Origin of the sequence: Microcystis panniformis FACHB-1757 (genome assembly GCF_001264245.1) — a bacterium.
GTDB lineage: Bacteria > Cyanobacteriota > Cyanobacteriia > Cyanobacteriales > Microcystaceae > Microcystis > Microcystis panniformis.
This window is the reverse complement of record NZ_CP011339.1, coordinates 258,726-277,096: the sequence shown is the minus strand read 5'-3', so window position 1 is coordinate 277,096 and position 18,371 is coordinate 258,726. Positions and strand designations below refer to the sequence as shown.

The 18,371-nt window shown below is 43.9% G+C and carries 19 protein-coding genes and 1 pseudogene; 12 read left to right on the top strand and 8 right to left on the bottom strand.

The features are described 5' to 3' along the window. The first annotated feature begins 118 nt into the window (after window positions 1-118). The 5 genes from petJ to VL20_RS01325 all read left to right on the top strand — a co-directional run bounded on the left by petJ (window position 119) and on the right by VL20_RS01325 (window position 4,708). A complete protein-coding gene (gene petJ, locus VL20_RS01340) occupies window positions 119-439 on the top strand; it encodes a cytochrome c6 PetJ (protein ID WP_052275381.1) in 321 nt (106 codons plus the stop codon). Between the two features lie 116 nt (window positions 440-555). Then, complete coding sequence (locus VL20_RS01335) at window positions 556-2,235, top strand: DUF3352 domain-containing protein (RefSeq protein WP_052275380.1); 1,680 nt, start codon at window positions 556-558, stop codon at window positions 2,233-2,235. A 520-nt stretch (window positions 2,236-2,755) separates the two neighbouring features. Continuing rightward, window positions 2,756-3,025, top strand: coding sequence for a hypothetical protein (locus VL20_RS01330; protein ID WP_002796343.1), 270 nt, complete (start codon window positions 2,756-2,758; stop codon window positions 3,023-3,025). Beyond that, on the top strand, window positions 3,022-3,165 hold the full coding sequence (locus tag VL20_RS26870; protein WP_002800867.1) for a putative toxin-antitoxin system toxin component, PIN family: 144 nt from the start codon (window positions 3,022-3,024) through the stop codon (window positions 3,163-3,165). The genes VL20_RS01330 and VL20_RS26870 overlap by 4 nt, the downstream gene beginning before the upstream one ends. A 445-nt stretch (window positions 3,166-3,610) precedes the next feature. Further along, entirely contained in the window at window positions 3,611-4,708 is a 1,098-nt protein-coding gene (locus tag VL20_RS01325; protein WP_128575120.1) for a tetratricopeptide repeat protein, read from the top strand. Between the two features lie 377 nt (window positions 4,709-5,085). On the opposite strand, the gene VL20_RS01320 is transcribed toward VL20_RS01325, so the two are convergent. Together VL20_RS01320 and VL20_RS26865 are read right to left on the bottom strand one after the other, a co-directional pair. After that, window positions 5,086-5,544, bottom strand: a complete 459-nt coding sequence (locus tag VL20_RS01320; RefSeq protein ID WP_045358545.1) for a prepilin-type N-terminal cleavage/methylation domain-containing protein — start codon at window positions 5,542-5,544, stop codon at window positions 5,086-5,088. Between the two features lie 5 nt (window positions 5,545-5,549). After that, complete coding sequence (locus tag VL20_RS26865; RefSeq protein WP_079205638.1) at window positions 5,550-5,678, bottom strand: hypothetical protein; 129 nt, start codon at window positions 5,676-5,678, stop codon at window positions 5,550-5,552. Between the two features lie 526 nt (window positions 5,679-6,204). On the opposite strand from VL20_RS26865, the gene VL20_RS01315 reads away from it, so the two are divergent. The 5 genes from VL20_RS01315 (at window position 6,205) to VL20_RS26855 (ending at window position 9,291) form a co-directional block, all read left to right on the top strand. Continuing rightward, entirely contained in the window at window positions 6,205-6,498 is a 294-nt protein-coding gene (locus VL20_RS01315) for a hypothetical protein (protein WP_045358546.1), read from the top strand. Continuing rightward, window positions 6,488-6,751, top strand: a complete 264-nt coding sequence (locus VL20_RS01310) for a type II toxin-antitoxin system RelE family toxin (RefSeq protein WP_079205639.1) — start codon at window positions 6,488-6,490, stop codon at window positions 6,749-6,751. Before VL20_RS01315 ends, VL20_RS01310 begins: the two co-directional genes overlap by 11 nt. Window positions 6,752-7,173: 422 nt before the next feature. Continuing rightward, complete coding sequence (locus VL20_RS01305) at window positions 7,174-7,365, top strand: type II toxin-antitoxin system HicB family antitoxin (RefSeq protein ID WP_002800870.1); 192 nt, start codon at window positions 7,174-7,176, stop codon at window positions 7,363-7,365. Continuing rightward, window positions 7,362-7,544, top strand: coding sequence for a type II toxin-antitoxin system HicA family toxin (locus tag VL20_RS26860; protein WP_012267861.1), 183 nt, complete (start codon window positions 7,362-7,364; stop codon window positions 7,542-7,544). Before VL20_RS01305 ends, VL20_RS26860 begins: the two co-directional genes overlap by 4 nt. 331 nt (window positions 7,545-7,875) lie before the next feature. After that, window positions 7,876-9,291: a tetratricopeptide repeat protein gene (locus tag VL20_RS26855; RefSeq protein ID WP_128575119.1), complete on the top strand. Its 1,416-nt coding sequence runs from the start codon at window positions 7,876-7,878 to the stop codon at window positions 9,289-9,291. A 225-nt stretch (window positions 9,292-9,516) separates the two neighbouring features. Here the strand turns inward: VL20_RS26855 and VL20_RS01285 are convergent. The 4 genes and pseudogenes from VL20_RS01285 to VL20_RS01270 all read right to left on the bottom strand — a co-directional run bounded on the left by VL20_RS01285 (window position 9,517) and on the right by VL20_RS01270 (window position 14,569). After that, a pseudogene (locus VL20_RS01285) lies at window positions 9,517-10,731 on the bottom strand (ISL3 family transposase). 511 nt (window positions 10,732-11,242) lie between these two features. Next, window positions 11,243-12,163 (bottom strand): hypothetical protein, encoded by a 921-nt coding sequence (locus VL20_RS01280; RefSeq protein WP_044034784.1) that lies wholly within the window; start codon window positions 12,161-12,163, stop codon window positions 11,243-11,245. A 76-nt stretch (window positions 12,164-12,239) separates the two neighbouring features. After that, the gene (locus VL20_RS01275; protein ID WP_052275378.1) at window positions 12,240-13,043 is read right to left on the bottom strand and encodes a type 1 glutamine amidotransferase; all 804 of its coding nucleotides are present in this window, start codon (window positions 13,041-13,043) and stop codon (window positions 12,240-12,242) included. Between the two features lie 188 nt (window positions 13,044-13,231). After that, window positions 13,232-14,569 carry a Mur ligase family protein gene (locus VL20_RS01270; RefSeq protein WP_052275377.1) on the bottom strand — a complete coding sequence of 446 codons (1,338 nt, stop codon included), beginning with the start codon at window positions 14,567-14,569 and terminating at the stop codon, window positions 13,232-13,234. Window positions 14,570-14,732: 163 nt separating this feature from the next. On the opposite strand from VL20_RS01270, the gene VL20_RS01265 reads away from it, so the two are divergent. Both VL20_RS01265 and lptC read left to right on the top strand, forming a co-directional pair. Then, entirely contained in the window at window positions 14,733-15,923 is a 1,191-nt protein-coding gene (locus VL20_RS01265; protein WP_052275376.1) for an HhoA/HhoB/HtrA family serine endopeptidase, read from the top strand. Between the two features lie 215 nt (window positions 15,924-16,138). After that, window positions 16,139-17,287, top strand: a complete 1,149-nt coding sequence (lptC, locus tag VL20_RS01260) for an LPS export ABC transporter periplasmic protein LptC (protein WP_052275375.1) — start codon at window positions 16,139-16,141, stop codon at window positions 17,285-17,287. 66 nt (window positions 17,288-17,353) lie between these two features. Here the strand turns inward: lptC and nuoK are convergent, their stop codons facing one another. Continuing rightward, a complete protein-coding gene (gene nuoK, locus VL20_RS01255; RefSeq protein WP_197533180.1) occupies window positions 17,354-17,659 on the bottom strand; it encodes an NADH-quinone oxidoreductase subunit NuoK in 306 nt (101 codons plus the stop codon). Between the two features lie 25 nt (window positions 17,660-17,684). Beyond that, entirely contained in the window at window positions 17,685-18,281 is a 597-nt protein-coding gene (locus tag VL20_RS01250; protein ID WP_002762100.1) for an NADH-quinone oxidoreductase subunit J, read from the bottom strand. Between the last annotated feature and the right edge of the window lie 90 nt (window positions 18,282-18,371).

Below are 18,371 nucleotides of genomic sequence, written 5' to 3'. Positions count from 1 at the left end.
TTTTAACTGTCCCATTGATTTATTCTACACCAAGTTTGACAGCTTGTCTTTTGACAAGAAAACCGGTTTTTTCTGACGATGGTTGGGGAATTTCTTAAGAAATAGAGGAGAACCAATCGTGAAAAGACTATTAATTTCCCTGTGCTTGCTCTTGGCTGTGGTTACATTCGGTATGGCTCGTCCCGCTTTAGCTGATGGGGCTTCGATTTTCAGTGCTAACTGTGCTTCCTGCCACATGGGCGGTAAAAACGTGGTTAATGCCGCTAAAACCCTGAAAAAAGAAGATTTAGTTAAATACGGCAAAGATTCCTTTGAAGCTATCGTTACCCAAGTTACCAAAGGTATGGGGGCGATGCCCGCTTTCGGTGGTCGTCTCAGCGCTGAAGATATCGAAGCTGTAGCTAATTATGTCCTCGCTCAAGCGGAAAAAGGCTGGTAAAAATTAGTTATCGGTGGCCAGTTATCGGTTGTCAGTCTGGTAAGAATTGTAGCGATCGAAATTCTTGGGTCAATTGCTGGCTTAAAATAGCTAATGGTTCATCTCGGGACAAGGTTGTGAAATTGCGATCGTTTTTCTATATTTTAGGTGCGACGGTAATCATTCTCCTAGGAGTCGCTACAGCCAGTTTTGCTTGGATTCTCGCCGATAGTCCTCTGTCTTTGCTCAAAGGTGGGGTGCTGCGGGAACCGATGGCGGCGATTTTTGTGCCGAAACAGGCCCCGGTTATGGTATCCTTGCTGGTCAATCCCGAACGTTTAGAGTCTTTTGGTCAATTAATCGCTACACCGGCTAATCGACGACGTTCCCACCAAGAAATTAAGGATTTAGAAAAAAGTCTGCTCGGTAAAACGGGGTTAAATTATCAAAAGGAAATCAAACCCTGGTTAGGGGAGGAAATTACTCTCGCTGTTACTTCCCTAGATTTCGATCGTGATACCGATAATGGTATCCAACCGGGTTATCTTTTGGCAATTCAAAGTAAAGATGGTGAACGCGCTAAGGAATTTCTGCAAGCTTCCTACTCAAAACAGGCGGTTTCGGGCAAATTTGACCTGGTTTTTGAACCCTACAAGGGAGTTAACCTGATTTATCAACGTCCCTTGACTGCGGGAGATAATAATCGTTTTCTCGCTAGTGCCGTGGTGGGTGATACGGTGCTTTTTGCCAATAATATCAAGGTTTTGCGCGAGGCCCTTAATAACGTGCAAGTACCCGATTTAAACCTAAAAAATAGCCCTGATTACCGAGAAGCTCTCAAAAATATCACCGAACCGCGTATAGCTATCGTTTACGGCAATTTACCTCCTTTATCGGCTTGGATCGCTAATCAACCCGTCCCGGAGAGTCCCGAAGCAAAACAACGATTAGCCACGGCTTTTACCCTCAAATCCGGGGGAATAGTCGCTCAAACCGCCTTAATTGGAGTCTTAGGACAGGATGACCAAGCACCAATTTTATCTAGTCCCGTGGGAGCATTATCTTTTATCGGCGAAAATAGCCTTTTAGTCGCCGCTAGTCGGGATTTAAATCGTTTTTGGACTCAGGTAGAGGAGGGGTTAGAAGCAGATAGTCCCCTACAGGAATTAATAACACAGGTCTTAAACCGCTTCCAGTCGCCTTTAGGTTTAAATTTGCCTGAAGACGTTTTTAGCTGGGTTAGAGGCGAATATAGCCTCGCTCTCGTGCCTAGTTCAAAGGGGATGGAACCCGATAGTGTTTTTGTAGGGGAACGGGTGATGGGGGTAGAGGTGGACAGTGCGATCGAGCATTTGGATGAGTTGGCCCGCAGTCGCGGCTATAATGTGGTTAATCTGCCTTTACTCGATCGAACGGTGACAGCTTGGACAAAGTTAACCACGGCGGTCCCGGGAGGAAAAGCGCAACTAGAGACGCTCGTGACGGGAGTGCATACTAGGGTCGATAATTATGAAATTATCGCTAGTTCTGTGGAAGCGATGGGTTTAGCTTTATCTGCACAGAAAAACCCCATTTTAAGTAGTGGTAAGTTTCGACAGGCAATTACTGCTTTACCCGCAGAAAATGATGGTTATTTTTACGTCGATTGGCGACAATTGCAACCGGTAATCGAGGCAAAATTCCCGATCGTGCGGGTGTTAGAATTATCGATTAAGCCTTTATTTAATAATCTGCGTTCTCTTACTATTAGCAGCCAAGGTAGTGAAAATTCTGTGCGTCGGGGAACGATTTTCTTTAACTTGGGAGTGAAGTCTTAATCAGTTATCAGTTATCAGTTATCAGTTATCAGTTATCAGTTATCAGTTATCAGTTATCAGTTATCAGTTATCAGTTATCAGTTATCAGTTATCAGTTATCAGTTATCAGTTATCAGTTATCAGTTATCAGTTATCAGATAGAAGCTTGTAGGTTTGGTTGAGCGATTTAATAATTAGGAGAAAACTGCTCGATTCAATGGTTTGAGCGAAACCCAACATTCTTGACGACATTGGTGTGGTTGGGTTTCCCTCAAGCGTCGCTAATAACCGTTCTGGAGCCGTTATCAAGTAGCCAGTGGTATTGATTCTGTGGAAGGACTCTCTTGGGGTAGTATAAATGTAGAGGGAGAAACATTACCTCTCCAGACGCGAATCGCTGAGGGTCATCAATTCCCAGATTAGATTCCAAGGTAGCAAGCCCTAGCTTGAAAAATTCGCTAAGATATATATAATTAACTTGATCAGATTATTTATAAAGTCTGTTTAACAGCTAAAGCTAATAAAGTTTATTTTGAAGCCGATGACCAAAGAGCTACTCATACAAATCAATCGAGAAGGAAACCTCGAACTTCCTCCTGAAGTTCAAACCCGCCTCAACCCAGGAGATAAATACATGATTTCCCTGACGGAAGACTCCATCATTCTCAAAAAAGTTCATCAAGATAAAGTCAATCTAGAGCAATTCTTTGAGCGACTAGAAGCAATGGAACCAGACCCCAATCAACCGACTCTGGCTGAGATTAGCCAGATGATTAAAGAAGCTCGCCAAATTAGACGCGCCAACTCATGAAAGTTGTTCTAGATGTCAATGTTTGGATTTCAGGATTGTTGTGGGGAGGAGTTCCGGGTAAAATCCTTAAATTAGCTAAAAATCAAAAAATTACAATCATTACTCCCCAAGAATTTCTTAGTCGCTACTTTAATGAGTAGAGAAGAGGAGTAAGGTAATTAATTGACGATTTACACCAAGAGAAAAGATAAGTTTGACCGACAATAATTGCTATGATTACTGTAGGATTTAAAAAAAAGTGATCGCTCTTACTACTATCTATAGCGTTTCTGATTCACAAGAGGTACATTCCCGATCCTGAACAGCTTAATCAGCAAAGGTTTAAGTGTGCCGCACAGATGCGAGAACCGCTATAATTACTTTAGATAGTAGTAGCCTAGGGCTTTTTAGACAAAAAAAGCCTATTCTGCATATTCCCAAAAAAGCAGCCTATGAATTAAGTAGGGGTTGCTGAATCAATCTAAAAACCTTGTTGGATAATATTTTTAGGCTTTTTTAGCCCAAAAACCTTTTTTAGCAGGATTTACACCGATATTCAGCCAACCCTAAGTAGAATTTCAAACCATCCCCACTGAGGAACTAGCCATGAAATCCTTTGCCCTTCTTACCACCGTCAGCCTAATCAGCCTTTCCACCCTCGCGACTGTTCGCCCCGTCATGGCGCTAGAGAGCCGACAACCAGCCGAAACCCGGATCGCTCAAGGGAACAATCAAGACGCGATCGGCCACTATAACCGGGGAGTTGGCTACATCCAACAAGAAAAATACGATCTCGCCCTCGCTGAATTCACCAAAGCGCTCAACATTAATCCCCGATACGCCGAGGCTTACCTCAATCGCGGGTTTCTTTACGAACAACAGGAGAAACCCGACCTCGCCCTGTCCGATTACAATCAGGCGCTCAACATTAATCCCCGATTAGCCGAAGCTTACAACAATCGCGGGTTTCTTTACGCCGAACAGGGGAAACCCGACCTCGCCCTGTCCGATTACAATCAGGCGATCAACATTAATCCCCGATTAGCTCTGGCTTACAGCAATCGCGGGCTTCTTTACGCCGGACAGGGGAAACCAGACCTCGCCCTCGCTGAATTCAACAAAGCGCTCAACATTAATCCCCGATTGGCCGAAGCTTACAACGGTCGCGGGCTTCTTTACTACGATCAGGGGAAACCCGACCGCGCCCTGTCCGATTACAATCAGGCGATCAACATTAATCCCCGAGAAGCCGAAGCTTACAGCAATCGGGGGCTTCTTTACGGTGAACAGGGAAAACCCGACCGCGCCCTGTCCGATTACAATCAGGCGCTCAACATTAATCCCCGATACGCCCTGGCTTACTACAATCGCGGGTCTCTTTACTACGAACAGGGGAAACCCGACCTCGCCCTGTCCGATTTCAATCAGGCGCTCAACATTAATCCCCGATACGCCCTGGCTTACAACAATCGCGGGTTTCTTTACTACGAACAGGGGAAATCCGACCTCGCCCTGTCCGATTACAATCAGGCGATCAACATTAATCCCCGAGAAGCCCAGGCTTACGCCAATCGGGGGTTCTTTATTACTCTCGACAAGAAAGGGAAAAAGCGATCAGAGATTTCCGACAAGCCGCCGAACTGTCCCGCCAGCAAGGAAACGCGGCGTTATATGAAGCGGTTATGGAAATCCTACGGCTATTAGGCGCGGTCTAGTCCTTTTTCTTGGGTTGAGCGAATCAATGGGTTAAAGAAAACCTCTCAATTCTAAGGGAAAACGAAACCCAACAGCCAACACCTAAATCCGTCGGAATCGGCGATCGCTTCTCATGGCTTTTTGTGGGGTTTGCTTGGGTCTATAGTTGGGTTTCCTTACGTCAACCCAACCTACCGCTGCAAAAAAAGCCCTGACACTTTTTCCCAGATAAACAGAGAGACTTTGAGACAGAATAGCTCCGTGGGAACCTTGGGCGGGTGTTCGTATTTGATCAACTTACTCTCCTGGGGCGAGCCGAAGCCTTTTTCTTGGTCTTGCGGGGGTGATCCGGCTTGAAACAACCCCAGAGAGAGACTTCTCCTGTTTTAGGGTCGAGGCTGGCAGCTGATATTCTCGACGTATGGGTACCAGGACATAAAGGGAACCCGACGACCGACACCATCTACTTCGCAGAAAGAGCCATCGTGCAGTTTAGCTTGGCTGACAACGGTACCGGAATTCCAGATACCGCGCAAATAGTCGTCAGCAATCAAGTACTGCTCAACGGGTTGCAGGGTTTTAGGATCAGAGACAAACAGACGGTAACGAGTGTTAATTCGACCTTCGGAGTCGCGCTGAATATCCTCCTGAAGTTGGATTTTACCGCGCACGTTGTTGTCTTCCTTGTAACCACCGCCAAACAGTGCGATTGCGCCAAGCATGATCGGTGCCAAAACGACAATTACGTTTACGAGAACAACTAGCAGTTCAATCAGGGTAAAACCCTTGCTGGAGTTCTTCTTGCTAGCATTAAACATCAACAAGCGAGCCTGTACAGTATTCATGAGGTTTACCTCGAGTTGAAAAGGACAATCGGCCACGAGGGCACAAAGCTACAGGCAGGAATGGTTTCCACTGCGTAAGCTGTTCCATCATTATTAGAAAATTCAGCTTCAGAAGAATTGCGATCATATTCCATGACAATCGTTCCTACCTCTCCTTAATTAGGTCAGGTAAGGGTGGAATTTGCCCATCTCCTCGCAGCCGGGAGATGAGAAAATGCCAAAACGAGATACCCAGGTTGAGTCCGTAGGTTGGGTTGAGCGAATCAATAGGTTAAAGAAAACCTCTCGAGGCTCTTCTCGAGATTGTGTGATGATTTTTGCTTATGGAATCGTGAAATGTTTACCAAGAAAGACTTTTAGGACTATTTTGCCGAAGAAACTATCAGTATAGACCTCGTTTCCACACAGAAACCAGAAGAACCCTCTCGATTTTAGGTAAGAGCGAAACCCAACATTTCAGTTATCAAGTAGCCAGTGGTATTGATTCTGTGGAAGGACTCTCCTGGGGTAGTATAAATGTAGAGGGAGAAACATTACCTCTCCAGACGCGAATCGCTGAGGGTCATCAATTCCCAGATTAGATTCCAAGGTAGCAAGCCCTAGCTTGAAAAATTCGCTAAGATATATATAATCAACTTAAAAGGAGCAATTTATCAGACTATGACTATTACTGACGTTCAAGTAAATCTCTCGACCTCAGAAGATTTTTTAGATTCTGAAACATTAGCACAGATTGATTTAATGAAGCAAAAAATTCAACAATATCTCCAAACCTTATCATTAGAAAATTTAAAGAATATTCTAGAATTTGCTGCTTGTTTATCAGATAAAGAGAGTGAGCAAGCAACCCAAGAAATTAGAGAAATTTCCAATATCATAGAAAAATTAAAAGAAGCTGAGATGGATTTACAATCAGGTCATCTCATTGATTGGAAAAACTCAGATGATTTATAAAGTCTGTTTAACAGCTAAAGCTAATAAAGTTTATTCTGAAGCTGATTCAGTCTTGAGAAAGAAGATTGCTAAGTGTTTAAATATTCTTCAAGAAACGCCCAAAAATCACCCTCAAATTAAAGCATTAAAGGGAGAATTTGCTGGGAAGTATCGCTTCCGAGTCGGAGACTATCGGGTTATTTATATCGTTGATGATAGTCAATCTCAAGTTATTGTCTTACTCATTGAACATCGCAGTCAAGCTTACCGCTAATAAAACGCGATGAATACAACAGAGGTCTAGTCCTTTTTCTTGGGTTGAGCGAATCAATGGGTTAAAGAAAACCTCTCATACCATTTTTCTTTATTCTTGGCAGGTATCTTACCCCCCCCCTTGCCCCCCGACATCGGGGGGGTGGGAGGTTGGGGGGTGGGGGGTTAGGGGTGAGGGCGATTAACCATCTCTGCCATTACTTATGAAAAATGGTATCAATTCTAAGGGAAAACGAAACCCAACAGCCAACACCTAAATCCGTCTGAATAGGCGATCGCAAATTTTGTCGACTGCATTAACGAAGTGTCAGGCGGCAATCTCGCTGCCAACCCTGATAATAAAGCTGATCGTGGCTTGAGAGCAATTCCGTTATAATAGGGGTCAACTTAATATCGTTAGCAACGCAGAATGAGGATTTCACCATGAGGATTCCATATACATATTGGAAAGAATCAGATGGGATGTTCTTGGGCTATTTGAATGAATTTCCCGATCATTGGACCCAAGGTGTTGACTTAGAAGAATTAATCGAAAACCTGATCGATCTCTACAGAACATTTACTACGGAAGAAATCCCCGGAATCAAGAGAGTTGCAGAGTTTGAATTCGCATGAAAAGACATGATTTAATTGCACAATTGGAGCAAGCTGGCTGCTACTTGATTAGACGTGGAGGGAAACATGATATTTACCATAATCCAGATACTGGAAAAACAGAACCAATTCCCAGACATCGAGAAATTAATGAGCGATTGGCTAAAAAGATTATCAAAAGTCTTACTGGTGACAGATAAATTCACAGTGCCAATCAAACAAGGCTACAAGGAAGCAAAGGAGCTATGGAAAAATGATTACTGTAGGATTTAAAAAAAGCGATCGCTCTTACTACTTTCTAATTACTTTAGATAGTAGTAGCCTAGTGCTTTTTAGACAAAAAAAGCCTATTCTGTATATTCCCAAAAAAGCAGCCTATGAATTAAGTAGGGGTTGCTGAATAAATCTAAAAACCTTGTTGGATAATATTTTTAGGCTTTTTTAGCCCAAAAACCTTTTTTAGCAGGATTTACACCGATATTCAGCCAACCCTAAGTAGAATTTAAAATCATCCCCAGTGAGGAACTAGCCATGAAATCCTTTGCCCTTCTTACCACCCTTAGCCTAATCAGTCTTTCCACCCTCGCGACTGTTCGCCCCGTCATGGCGCTAGAGAGCCGACAACCAGCCGAAACCCGGATCGCTCAAGGGAACAATCAAGACGCGATCGGCCACTATAACCGGGGAGTTGGCTACATCCAACAAGAAAAATACGATCTCGCCCTCGCTGAATTTACCAAAGCGATCAACATTGATCCCCGATACGCCGAGGCTTACCTCAATCGCGGGTTTCTTTACGAACAACAGGAGAAACCCGACCTCGCCCTGTCCGATTACAATCAGGCGCTCAACATTAATCCCCGATTGGCCGAAGCTTACAACAATCGCGGGTTTCTTTACGGCGTACAGGGGAAACCCGACCTCGCCCTGTCCGATTTCAATCAGGCGCTCAACATTAATCCCCGATTAGCTCTGGCTTACAGCAATCGCGGGCTTCTTTACGCCGGACAGGAGAAACCCGACCTCGCCCTGTCCGATTTCAATCAGGCGCTCAACATTAATCCCCGATTGGCCGAAGCTTACAACGGTCGCGGGCTTCTTTACTACGAACAGGGGAAACCCGACCTCGCCCTGTCCGATTACAATCAGGCGCTCAACATTAATCCCCGATTCGCCCTGGCTTACAACAATCGCGGGCTTCTTTACGACGAACAGGGGAAACCCGACCTCGCCCTGTCCGATTACAATCAAGCGCTCAACATTAATCCCCGATTGGCCGAAGCTTACAACAATCGCGGGGGTCTTTACTACGATCAGGGGAAACCGGACCTCGCCCTGTCCGATTTCAATCAAGCGCTCAACATTAATCCCCGACACGCCCCGGCTTACTACAATCGCGGGGGTCTTTACTACGAACAGGGGAAACCCGACCGCGCCCTGTCCGATTTCAATCAGGCGCTCAACATTAATCCCCGATTAGCCCTGGCTTACAACAATCGCGGGGTTCTTTACTACGAACAGGGAAAAGCCGACCTCGCCCTGTCCGATTTCAATCAGGCGCTCAACATTAATCCCCGATTGGCCGAAGCTTACAACGGTCGCGGGACTCTTTACAACGATCAGGGGAAATCCGACCTCGCCCTGTCCGATTACAATCAGGCGCTCAACATTAATCCCCGATTAGCCCTGGCTTACAACAATCGCGGGTTTCTTTACTACGGACAGGGGAAATCCGACCTCGCCCTGTCCGATTACAATCAGGCGCTCAACATTAACCCCCGATTAGCCGTGGCTTACAACAATCGCGGGGTTCTTTACTACTTTCGACTAGAAAGGGAAAAAGCGATCAGAGATTTCCGACAAGCCGCCGAACTGTCCCGCCAGCAAAGAAACGCGGCGTTATATGAAGCGGTTATGGAAGCCCTACGGAAATTAGGCGCGGTCTAGTCCTTTTTCTTGGGTTGAGTCCGTCGGTTGGGTTGAGCGAATCAATGGGTTAAAGAAAACCTCTCAATTTTAGGGGAAAGGGAAACCCAACAGCCAACACCTAAATCCGTCTGAATGAGCGATCGCTTCTCATGGCTTTTTGTGGGGTTTGCTTGGGTCAATTCAACCGACGGTAATTGTTATCAGTATTTAGTTTTTTGGCTCTTCGTTACTCTTTATGCTAAATCAACAGACAAGATGCCAAGATAACATACTTCTAACCCAAAAATTCCGAAAGTTTCTAAAGCCATAGCCTCTTCGTTTTATTAGTTTAAGTTTATTGTTGATTCCCTCGACCACCCCATTCGTTGTCCTTCGCTCAAAATAACTAATTATTTCTCCAAACCAGTTTCGGATTGTTTGACAACTCTTGGTAAAAACAATGGAGGATTTTGCCAACCATTCCGAGATGGATAGCAGTCCCTCTGTCGGATTATTTGAGGTTCCATAAATCGTTCTTAATTCTTCCTTTAATTCCTGCATCTTTTTCAAATTTGGGAATTTTTTTTTGATAGCTTCTAGTTTAATTTTTTGGGGTTCCGTTAAATCTTCTTCATTTTTTAACAGGCTATATTTACTTCGCTTTAAAACTTCTAGCTTTGCTTCTTTTTCCGCTTTCTGTTTTTTATTTTTCTGCGCTTCTACGGCTCTTTTTTCCGCTCTTCTCTGTTCGTCTAACTCTTGATTAATTTGTTTCATTACATGGAATCTATCGGCGACTACCTCGGCCGATGGCATCAATTCTTTCACCAAATTTTTATAGGGCAACCAAAGATATATGCTGACTTCTTCAATTTGCTCTAACACCTCTTTTCCCCAGCCAGTAAGCGTTTCCCTCAACTCTTCTTGTGTTCGCTTCTCTAGAATAGCTATTAGTTTTCCCGTATCTAAATTTACTAAAACCGCACAGTAATTTTTTTGTCCTTTGACTAGAGCGATTTCATCAATTCCTAGCCTTTTTAATTTCGATAAATCTGGCTCTGTAATTTCTTCGGCGATGTCCTCTACCATTCTTTGAATATCTTCTTCTGTTACGTTATTTCTTCGGCTAACATTTAAAATATCTCCTTCTTTTAATTGTTCGAGTATATTCTCGGCTAGTCTTTTCGTATAGGTTCGTTTCTTGGCGACAAAATCTAACTCTTCGCTAAAGGGTCTCTGACAATTACCGCACTTAAATTGACGACGATTAACCTGTAGGTATACTGGTTGTCCTGAGATTGGTAAATCTTTGACTAAATGTCGATGATTTTGGTGGAGTTTATCGCTCTCTAACCCACAACGAGGACAGGTTGCTTTTTGATTTTTCGATTCGACTGGTCAAACTATACCGATATTTTCTAGGTGTCGATAGCCTTGAATACAGGTTCCTTGTAGGTTCAAAAATTTGTCAAGTATCATAAGTAAAATAATCTCGTTTTTGGCTATTATATCAAATCTTAACTCGATTGTCTATCTTTTGGTATTAACCTGTTGATGCCTTAAGTCCTTCCCTGTATGGATTTCAGCTACTTTTGAGGGTAGGCGCTCTCATCGAATTTTATTTTAAGTTAATTATTTGCATAACAATTCCCGAAGAGCCAACATTTTTAATGGCTCCTGGCAAGCAGGTATAATGCCTGAAATTAGAAACCGTTTGTAAATTAATGTAAAAAGCTCGCCAAGTCAAGGTTTTGGCGATTTATAGAGCAAATGAACTAAAAACTCAGGATCTTTGTCAAGTAAGGACTTTGGCGATTTAAATACTTGTTTACAAACAGTTTCTTACTGATACAACCGCAAGATTTGTGGTCGGTGATGATTTCCAACATCCTCAAGCAATCTGAAGCAACCATCTATGGGATCGAGGGTAGGACGTAGAGCCAAAAAAGACAGGCATTGAGCCTGTCTAAAAAACCAAACAAATTACCGATCAGTTGGCCACAAATAGGGAGTTTTTTGCGTCAAATTTCCAAGCAATACCATCGGGATCTCTGATGCGACTCCAATCGGCAAATTCTGTTTCGGATTTATTTTTCTTGTTTCTACCCAAAACGGCCGGGGTAACTCCTAAACGTTTAGCCAAATCCGCCAAACTCATTGATGAGATAGTTTCAGAATCAGAGGTTAGAGATTCTTCCTTAACTTCTGATTCTGATTGGGATAAAGAACTATCAGGACTGTTCAAACTAGGATTAATTATCTCCTCCGGTTCTTGAATTACCGTTTCTTGAACAGCGATCGCTGCGGTATTTTCTTCCTCTTTTTCCTCAAATAATTTACCTAAATTAGTCAGAGGTTGGGAGGAGGAAATAACAGGAACCTCCGGGACGGAATTTTCCCTCTTTTCGGCGACAATCAGGGGGGATTTAGCCTCCTGGGATTGCTCTAAATTGGTCAGAGGGAATCTCGATGCAGTAATCGCAGGAATTTGTTTTTCCCCTATTTCTTCTAAAGAGGGGTCACTCTCATCAAAAATACTACCCAAGGTACTGGCGGTGATAAAGTAATAGGCCATACCCTTATCGCCTACAGCTTTTTTTTGCGCCCCAAATTCCTCAGCTTTTTTGTCTAAAAATTGTCTAGCTAATTTGGCCGTGAGATTGGCTTTTGCCGATAGGTCAATCGGGGTGAGACAACCTTGATTGTCCTGTAAAAGTTGATTGAAATAGGGGTTAATCACCGTCGATAATTTTGACCAGCGATAGTCTTGCCACACCTTGACTGCAAGAGTTAAGAAGAAGACAAGTAGGATCAATGGCCAAGCGGTAAAAACAAGGATGATTAGCACCGCTAGGGGGATGATGAGGACGAGAAACCCCGCCGTTTGACGATCGATAATTTTTCCAGTCATAATTTCATGAGCTGCCACAATTAAAATTCTTAATGGCTAGTTTGACTATCTCCTGCCATAAGTGTATATGACCAGTTTAGGCTTTATTGGTCACGCCGGTTAGTTCTAGTCGTTCAAACATGGCAAATCGTGCCTTCAAGGCCAGAGAATCATCAAGTTTTGTTAAAAAAATGGCTTGTTGATACTTTTGTTCTAAAGCTTTTTCGATTAACCAATCGGCTAAAAAGGGATTTTTGGGTAGTAAGGGACCGTGGGCATAGGTGGCGATCGCATTGTGGTAAAATGCCCCTTCATAACCGTCCTCTCCGTTATTTCCGTAACCGGTAATCACCTTTCCTAAAGGAGAAACGGTCTGTAAATAGGTACGACCCCCGTGATTTTCAAAGCCAATTACTAGCGGTTTTTCCCCAGTCATAGCTTTAATTTCCTCCGCTAAGGGAGAGGCCGTAATTTCAAAAACCACGTTACCGATACAGCGTTTCGCATTGGGTCCTGGATGTTTACTTACTAGGTCTAATAATCCCAATCCTTCGATTCTTTGACCGAAAGCTGGTTCGTAATAATGCCCTAATAATTGTGGGGAACCACAGGTAAAAACTCCCGGTATTCCTGCCGATAATTGTTCTTTCATCGCCGCTGCTTTTTTACCCTGTAAATCCCGCATAACGATCTCCTGTTGCCGATCCTGCGCCCCACCCCCAACAATTATATCTACTTGATAAAATGTCTCGGCTTCTGTTTGAGCATCTAGGGGAATAATTGTCACAGCAATATCACGCCATTGACATCTTCTTTGAATAGTAATAACATTACCTCGATCGCCGTAGGTACTCATTAAGGTCGGATATAACCAGCCGATTTTTAGTTCTAGTTCTTGCATAATTTCTTAGGGGAAATGGGGGAATGGGGAAATGGGGAAATGGGGAAATGGGGGAATGGGGAAGTGGGGAAGTGGGGAAGTGGGGAATTTCAACTAAAACCCTAAAACCCTAACACCCTAAAACCCCCGCAACGCGTACGCAGTGACCACACCAACACCTAACACCAATCTTCACTCTTTTCTAATTTCTACAAAATCTTTCGTCCCGTGAGAATCTCTCGTACTTCTAACATAGCAGAATAGGTGGGTAAAATATGTAAAGTTTCCTCATTTTTGGTGTTATTAAGGGCAATTTGGATCGCTTTTTTTAGATCAGATTCAACAATTAAATTAACTGGATAAGCGAGACTATCCTGACTATATTGTAAGCGTAAAGCCATATCATAAAGTCGATCGCCTGTTACCACTAAAGTTGTTCCCAAACGGGTTAATTTTTCCGTATCCACATCCCAAATCCAAGAAACATCCGTACCATCGGGGATGCGATCATTGAGAACTAAGAGAGTAGTAGAAGACTTTTCTTTCTGTAAAATATCAGCCACCGTGCGAATTGTTTCATTCATACCCACGGGATTTTTGGACAGTAAAATTCTAACTTTTTTACCCTCAATTTCTAATTCTTCCGCTCGACCAAAAGCCGCTTTAAAACCCTGAACTGTCTCAAAAATTTCTCGATCTTTAATCCCCAATTCCTGGGCTACTAAACCCGCTGCTAAAGTATTATATTTATTATAAACACCGATTAAAATCTGCGGCCAATCGTGACTATGAAAAGCAGGATTACTCTTTTTAAAGCCACAACTAGGACAACTAAAATCCCCTAAATGGGAGAGATAAACCCCGCGATAATCCAAAGAAGCACCACATTTAGGACAGTAAATAGAATCGACAGCGTGGGGAATTTCTTCTAGATACAATTCCGGCTCACTTAAGCCAAAATATACAACTCTTTGGGGCAGTTGTTGACCCAAATGGGAAAGAGTTGGATCATCAGCATTGAGAATCACTAAAGTATTGGTGGGTAGGGGAGATATGGCCCCTTGCCAACGGCGACTAATCGTATCTACTTCCCCATAGCGATCGAGTTGATCGCGAAACAAATTTAGAGCTAAAATAGCGCGAGGACGACAATCTTTTAAAACCAAAGGGAGAATATTTTCATCCACTTCTAAAATGGCATAATCAGCCTTTAAAGTGCCGAATAAATTGGCATCGGCTAATAAAGCAGTGATTAAACCATTAATTAAATTCGCCCCGGTGGTATTATGGGTGACTTTTGCCCCTTGACGCTCTAGAATAGTTCTTAGGAGTAGGGAAGTGGTAGTTTTTCCATTCGTGCCAACCACCAAGATTACCCCCCCTCGGACTTGCCCACAAAGTAGGGGTAACAAACGGGGATGGAGACGACGGGCAATTTCCCCCGGCAAGACGCTGGCAGCCCCTAAACGGAGTCCTTTAACCACAGCAGTAACGGTTTTAGCCACCGCTACGGCTATCCCTAAACGGATGCGATCAAACAATTGCATGAACTGAGATTCTCATAGCTGTTTCGTGATTTTACCGCTAAAAGAATACCGGTAAACGGGTTAAGTTCCCATTGATTCTTCCCTACCGACAAAAAAGACAGCCTATAATATAGGTAAGTTTGGGGCCGATTCTACCGCACACGACATTTTAGGGCTAGAGCTTATGGGTTTATTGACAAGATTGGGGATTTCACTGGGATTAATCGCCCTAGGCGGTACTGTGGGTGTGCTAGGAAATCAGTATTTAAGCAGAAAAGAGCCCCTAGAGGTAAATAAACCGCCGGCAATCCTCCCCGCTTCCCTCTCTCTCCCTGTTATTCCCCAAACCGACGGTAATGTTAATTTTATCGCCCAGGCCGTGCAGAAAGTCGGGCCGGCGGTGGTGCGGATTGACTCGGCCCGGGAAGTGGCCGACCAAATTCCCGAAGAATTTAAACAGCCCTTTTTTCGGCGCTTTTTTGGCAATGAAGTGCCGATTCCCAAGGAGCATTTGGAACGAGGAACCGGTTCTGGGTTTATCATTAGTACAGATGGACTACTTTTAACTAATGCCCATGTGGTGGAAGGGACAACCCAAGTAAAAGTGACTTTGAAAAACGGTCAAACCTATCAGGGTAAAGTCCTGGGGGTTGACAATATGACCGATGTGGCCCTGGTGAAAATTGAGGCGGAAAATTTACCGACGGTGACTTTTGGCAAGGCCGAAACTTTAATCCCCGGGGAGTGGGCGATCGCAATTGGCAATCCCCTAGGCTTAGATAATACGGTGACGGTGGGCATTATTAGCGCCCTAGGACGCACTAGCAGCGAAGTGGGGGTTCCAGATAAACGGGTTCGTTTTATTCAAACCGATGCCGCTATTAACCCCGGCAATTCCGGCGGCCCGTTGCTAAACGCCAAGGGGGAAGTTATCGGTATTAATACGGCAATTCGGGCCGATGCTCAGGGTTTAGGGTTTGCTATTCCCATCGAAACCGCCCAAAAAGTGGCGGGACAGCTATCTAGTAAGGGTAAAGCGGAACATCCCTACATCGGTATCCAGATGGTGACGCTAACCCCAGAATTACGGCAGCAATTGAACGAAACTAAAGAATTAAACTTTAATATTGACCAAAATGAAGGGGTAATCGTCCTGCGAGTGGTGGAAAATTCCCCCGCTCAAAAAGCTGGAATGCAAGCGGGTGATATCATCGAAACTGTGGCAGGAAACCCCGTTAAAACCGCTTCGGATGTGCAGCAAGGTGTGGAAACCAGTGCGATCGGTGGTAATCTGGAAATCGAGATTAACCGCAGGGGTAAACAACAAACTCTCACCGTACAACCGGGGGTTTTTCCTAGCAAAACTAGCGAGTAAACTACTTTCAACCGGTCAAGGGGCGACCCCTTACCCTACACTGGGAGGAGAGAAAATAAGTCGCTGGTTATAATTAAATTAAAAATGGATTTTAGGTTCGATCCCCCCTGCCCCCCTTGATAAGGGGGGTGCCGATAGGCGGGGGGATCCCCCTTGATAAGGGGGGCATCTGATAATTTTTAACGCCTACCTACTTAGCAGCGGAGCGATCGAAATTGAGGCAGCGGTTACAATTAAAATCATCAATTGGGCGCGGGGCTGCCCTTCTAATCGGTTTGCTGGGATTAACAGCCTGTCAACCTCCCGATCCGCCGAAAATTTCGCCGACAGAATCGCCTAAAATTGAGGAAACTGGCCGCTTAATTCTCAATAATGCCACCTTAGAACAGGCTAACCCCTCCGGACAACCCCTCTGGAAAATTCAGGTCAAAAAAGCTACCTACACCCAAGACCAAAAAATCGCCCGTCTGGAAAATATCAAGGGTAATATCTATCAAGATGGGAAAGTAGTTTTACAGGTTAGTGCTGACCGCGGTGAAGTCTATAAGGAAGGCCAGGAAATTCTCCTCAAAGATAATATTGTGGCTGTGGATCCCCGCAATAAGGCCATTATTAACGCGCCGGAATTGCGTTGGCTACCCAAGGAAGGTGTTTTAATCTCCCCCAAAGGGATCAAAGGTAGTCATCTACAACTAGAAGCTAAGGCCCGCCAAGGACGCTACGACACGCGCCAAGAAAAACTAGAATTACAAGGTCAAGTGGTGGCTACCGCCAAGGAATCCCGTGTCGTCCTGCAAACCGAGCGCCTGTACTGGGAAATTCCTCAACAAGTCATTAGTACCGATCAAAAAGTCGCTTTTGATCGCTATATTAGTAAAACTATTATCGATCGCCTGACTGCTATCGGCGGTCGTTGGGAAAGAAAAAATAATCAGGTTATCCTGCAAGAAAACCTCGAATATCGCTCTTTAGAACCACCTTTACAGATTTCTGGTTCTCAGGCAATTTGGAACTATCAAAATCGTACCCTAACTTCCGATCGCCCCACGGAAATTTTTCAATATCAAGATCAAATCACTATTACTGGTAATCGTGTGGTGGTGGAATTAGGCAATCGCATCGCTTATCTCAAGGATGGAGTTAAGGGGATTAATCAGAAAACTGGGGCGCAATTGTATAGTCAGATCTTAACTTGGAAAATGTCGGAAAAAATTGTCGAGGCCGAGGGGAATATTATCTATGAACAACAGGAACCAAAATTTAATCTCACCGGCGATAAAGCGATCGGAACTTTAGAAGATAATAACATTGTTGTTACCAGTAGTTCCCCCGATCGAGTTGTCACCGAGATTTATCCCCGTTAACAGGGAAAATTAGCCAAAAAAAACTCTCCCCAAAAAAGGGAGAGGGGGGGGTAAATATTTAAAAGCTTACCATTTGAGCAGATTAAACTGTTCCATATCGATCGTGTCGCGGTTACGATAGATAGTCAGGATAATCGCTAAACCCACGGCTGCTTCGGCTGCCGCTACGGTAATCACGAAAATAGTAAAAATTTGGCCTCGGATATTAGCGGGGTCAAGATAGTTGGAAAAACCCATTAAGTTAATGTTAACAGAATTGAGCATCAATTCGATCGACATTAAAACCCGGACGGCATTGCGACTGGTGACTAAACCATAAATTCCGATACAAAATAAGGCCGCCGCTAATAACAAATAATACTCTAACTGAATCTGCATGATACCTCTTTTTTGGGTCTTATTTAGGGGCGGTTAATTCTCTAGGTCGTTCGGGTAATGTTAAAGCTGTGGCCGTAGGTTCTTCAGCTTTTAGGGTGGGGATAAGGTCACGACGAGCTAAAATAATTGCTCCGACCATGGCCATTAATAATAGCACGGAAGCTAATTCAAAGGGTAGTAAGAAATCACTAAAGAAATGCTTACCGATTTCTACTAAAGTATTAGTCACTACTGCGGGAGAAGTGCTAGAAATTGACCAAGGCGTGATTAAAACCATGGTCGATAACAGAACAAATAAACCCACACAAACTAAAGCAGTAGATGCCCGACGAATCCAACGTTTAGGAATATCAGAAAAGTCCTCTTGCTTGTTAACAAGCATAATGGCAAAGAGAATTAAAACGTTAATTGCGCCCACATAAATTAGAATTTGTGCCGCCGCTACAAAGTCAGCATTTAGTAAGAGATATAAACCCGAAATGCTGATAAAAACACCGCCCAATAAAAAGGCGGAATAAACGATATTAGATAATAGTACCACGCCTAAAGCTGTCCCGATTACTAGGGCTGCTAAAATGCCAAAAGATACTATTTGAACGCCCTCGGCTAAATTCACAGTAGTTTCATCTCCTTTTATGTTTGAGAGTTATTAATTATTAGTTATCAGCTTCTGAAGGCAAGAGGCAACAGGCAAGAGGCAAAAGAC

Bases quoted from the DNA above. Each gene is read 5' to 3' on its own strand.
- VL20_RS01320 (WP_045358545.1), bottom strand. From the start codon at position 5,544: ATGAATACTGTACAGGCTCGCTTGTTGATGTTTAATGCTAGCAAGAAG.
- VL20_RS01305 (WP_002800870.1), top strand. From the start codon at position 7,174: ATGAGGATTCCATATACATATTGGAAAGAATCAGATGGGATGTTCTTG.
- VL20_RS01330 (WP_002796343.1), top strand. From the start codon at position 2,756: ATGACCAAAGAGCTACTCATACAAATCAATCGAGAAGGAAACCTCGAA.
- VL20_RS01270 (WP_052275377.1), bottom strand. From the start codon at position 14,569: ATGCAATTGTTTGATCGCATCCGTTTAGGGATAGCCGTAGCGGTGGCT.
- VL20_RS01265 (WP_052275376.1), top strand. From the start codon at position 14,733: ATGGGTTTATTGACAAGATTGGGGATTTCACTGGGATTAATCGCCCTA.
- VL20_RS26860 (WP_012267861.1), top strand. From the start codon at position 7,362: ATGAAAAGACATGATTTAATTGCACAATTGGAGCAAGCTGGCTGCTAC.
- VL20_RS01325 (WP_128575120.1), top strand. From the start codon at position 3,611: ATGAAATCCTTTGCCCTTCTTACCACCGTCAGCCTAATCAGCCTTTCC.
- VL20_RS01310 (WP_079205639.1), top strand. From the start codon at position 6,488: ATGATTTATAAAGTCTGTTTAACAGCTAAAGCTAATAAAGTTTATTCT.
- VL20_RS01280 (WP_044034784.1), bottom strand. From the start codon at position 12,163: ATGACTGGAAAAATTATCGATCGTCAAACGGCGGGGTTTCTCGTCCTC.
- VL20_RS26865 (WP_079205638.1), bottom strand. From the start codon at position 5,678: ATGGAATATGATCGCAATTCTTCTGAAGCTGAATTTTCTAATAATGAT.
- VL20_RS01315 (WP_045358546.1), top strand. From the start codon at position 6,205: ATGACTATTACTGACGTTCAAGTAAATCTCTCGACCTCAGAAGATTTT.
- VL20_RS26870 (WP_002800867.1), top strand. From the start codon at position 3,022: ATGAAAGTTGTTCTAGATGTCAATGTTTGGATTTCAGGATTGTTGTGG.
- VL20_RS26855 (WP_128575119.1), top strand. From the start codon at position 7,876: ATGAAATCCTTTGCCCTTCTTACCACCCTTAGCCTAATCAGTCTTTCC.
- VL20_RS01275 (WP_052275378.1), bottom strand. From the start codon at position 13,043: ATGCAAGAACTAGAACTAAAAATCGGCTGGTTATATCCGACCTTAATG.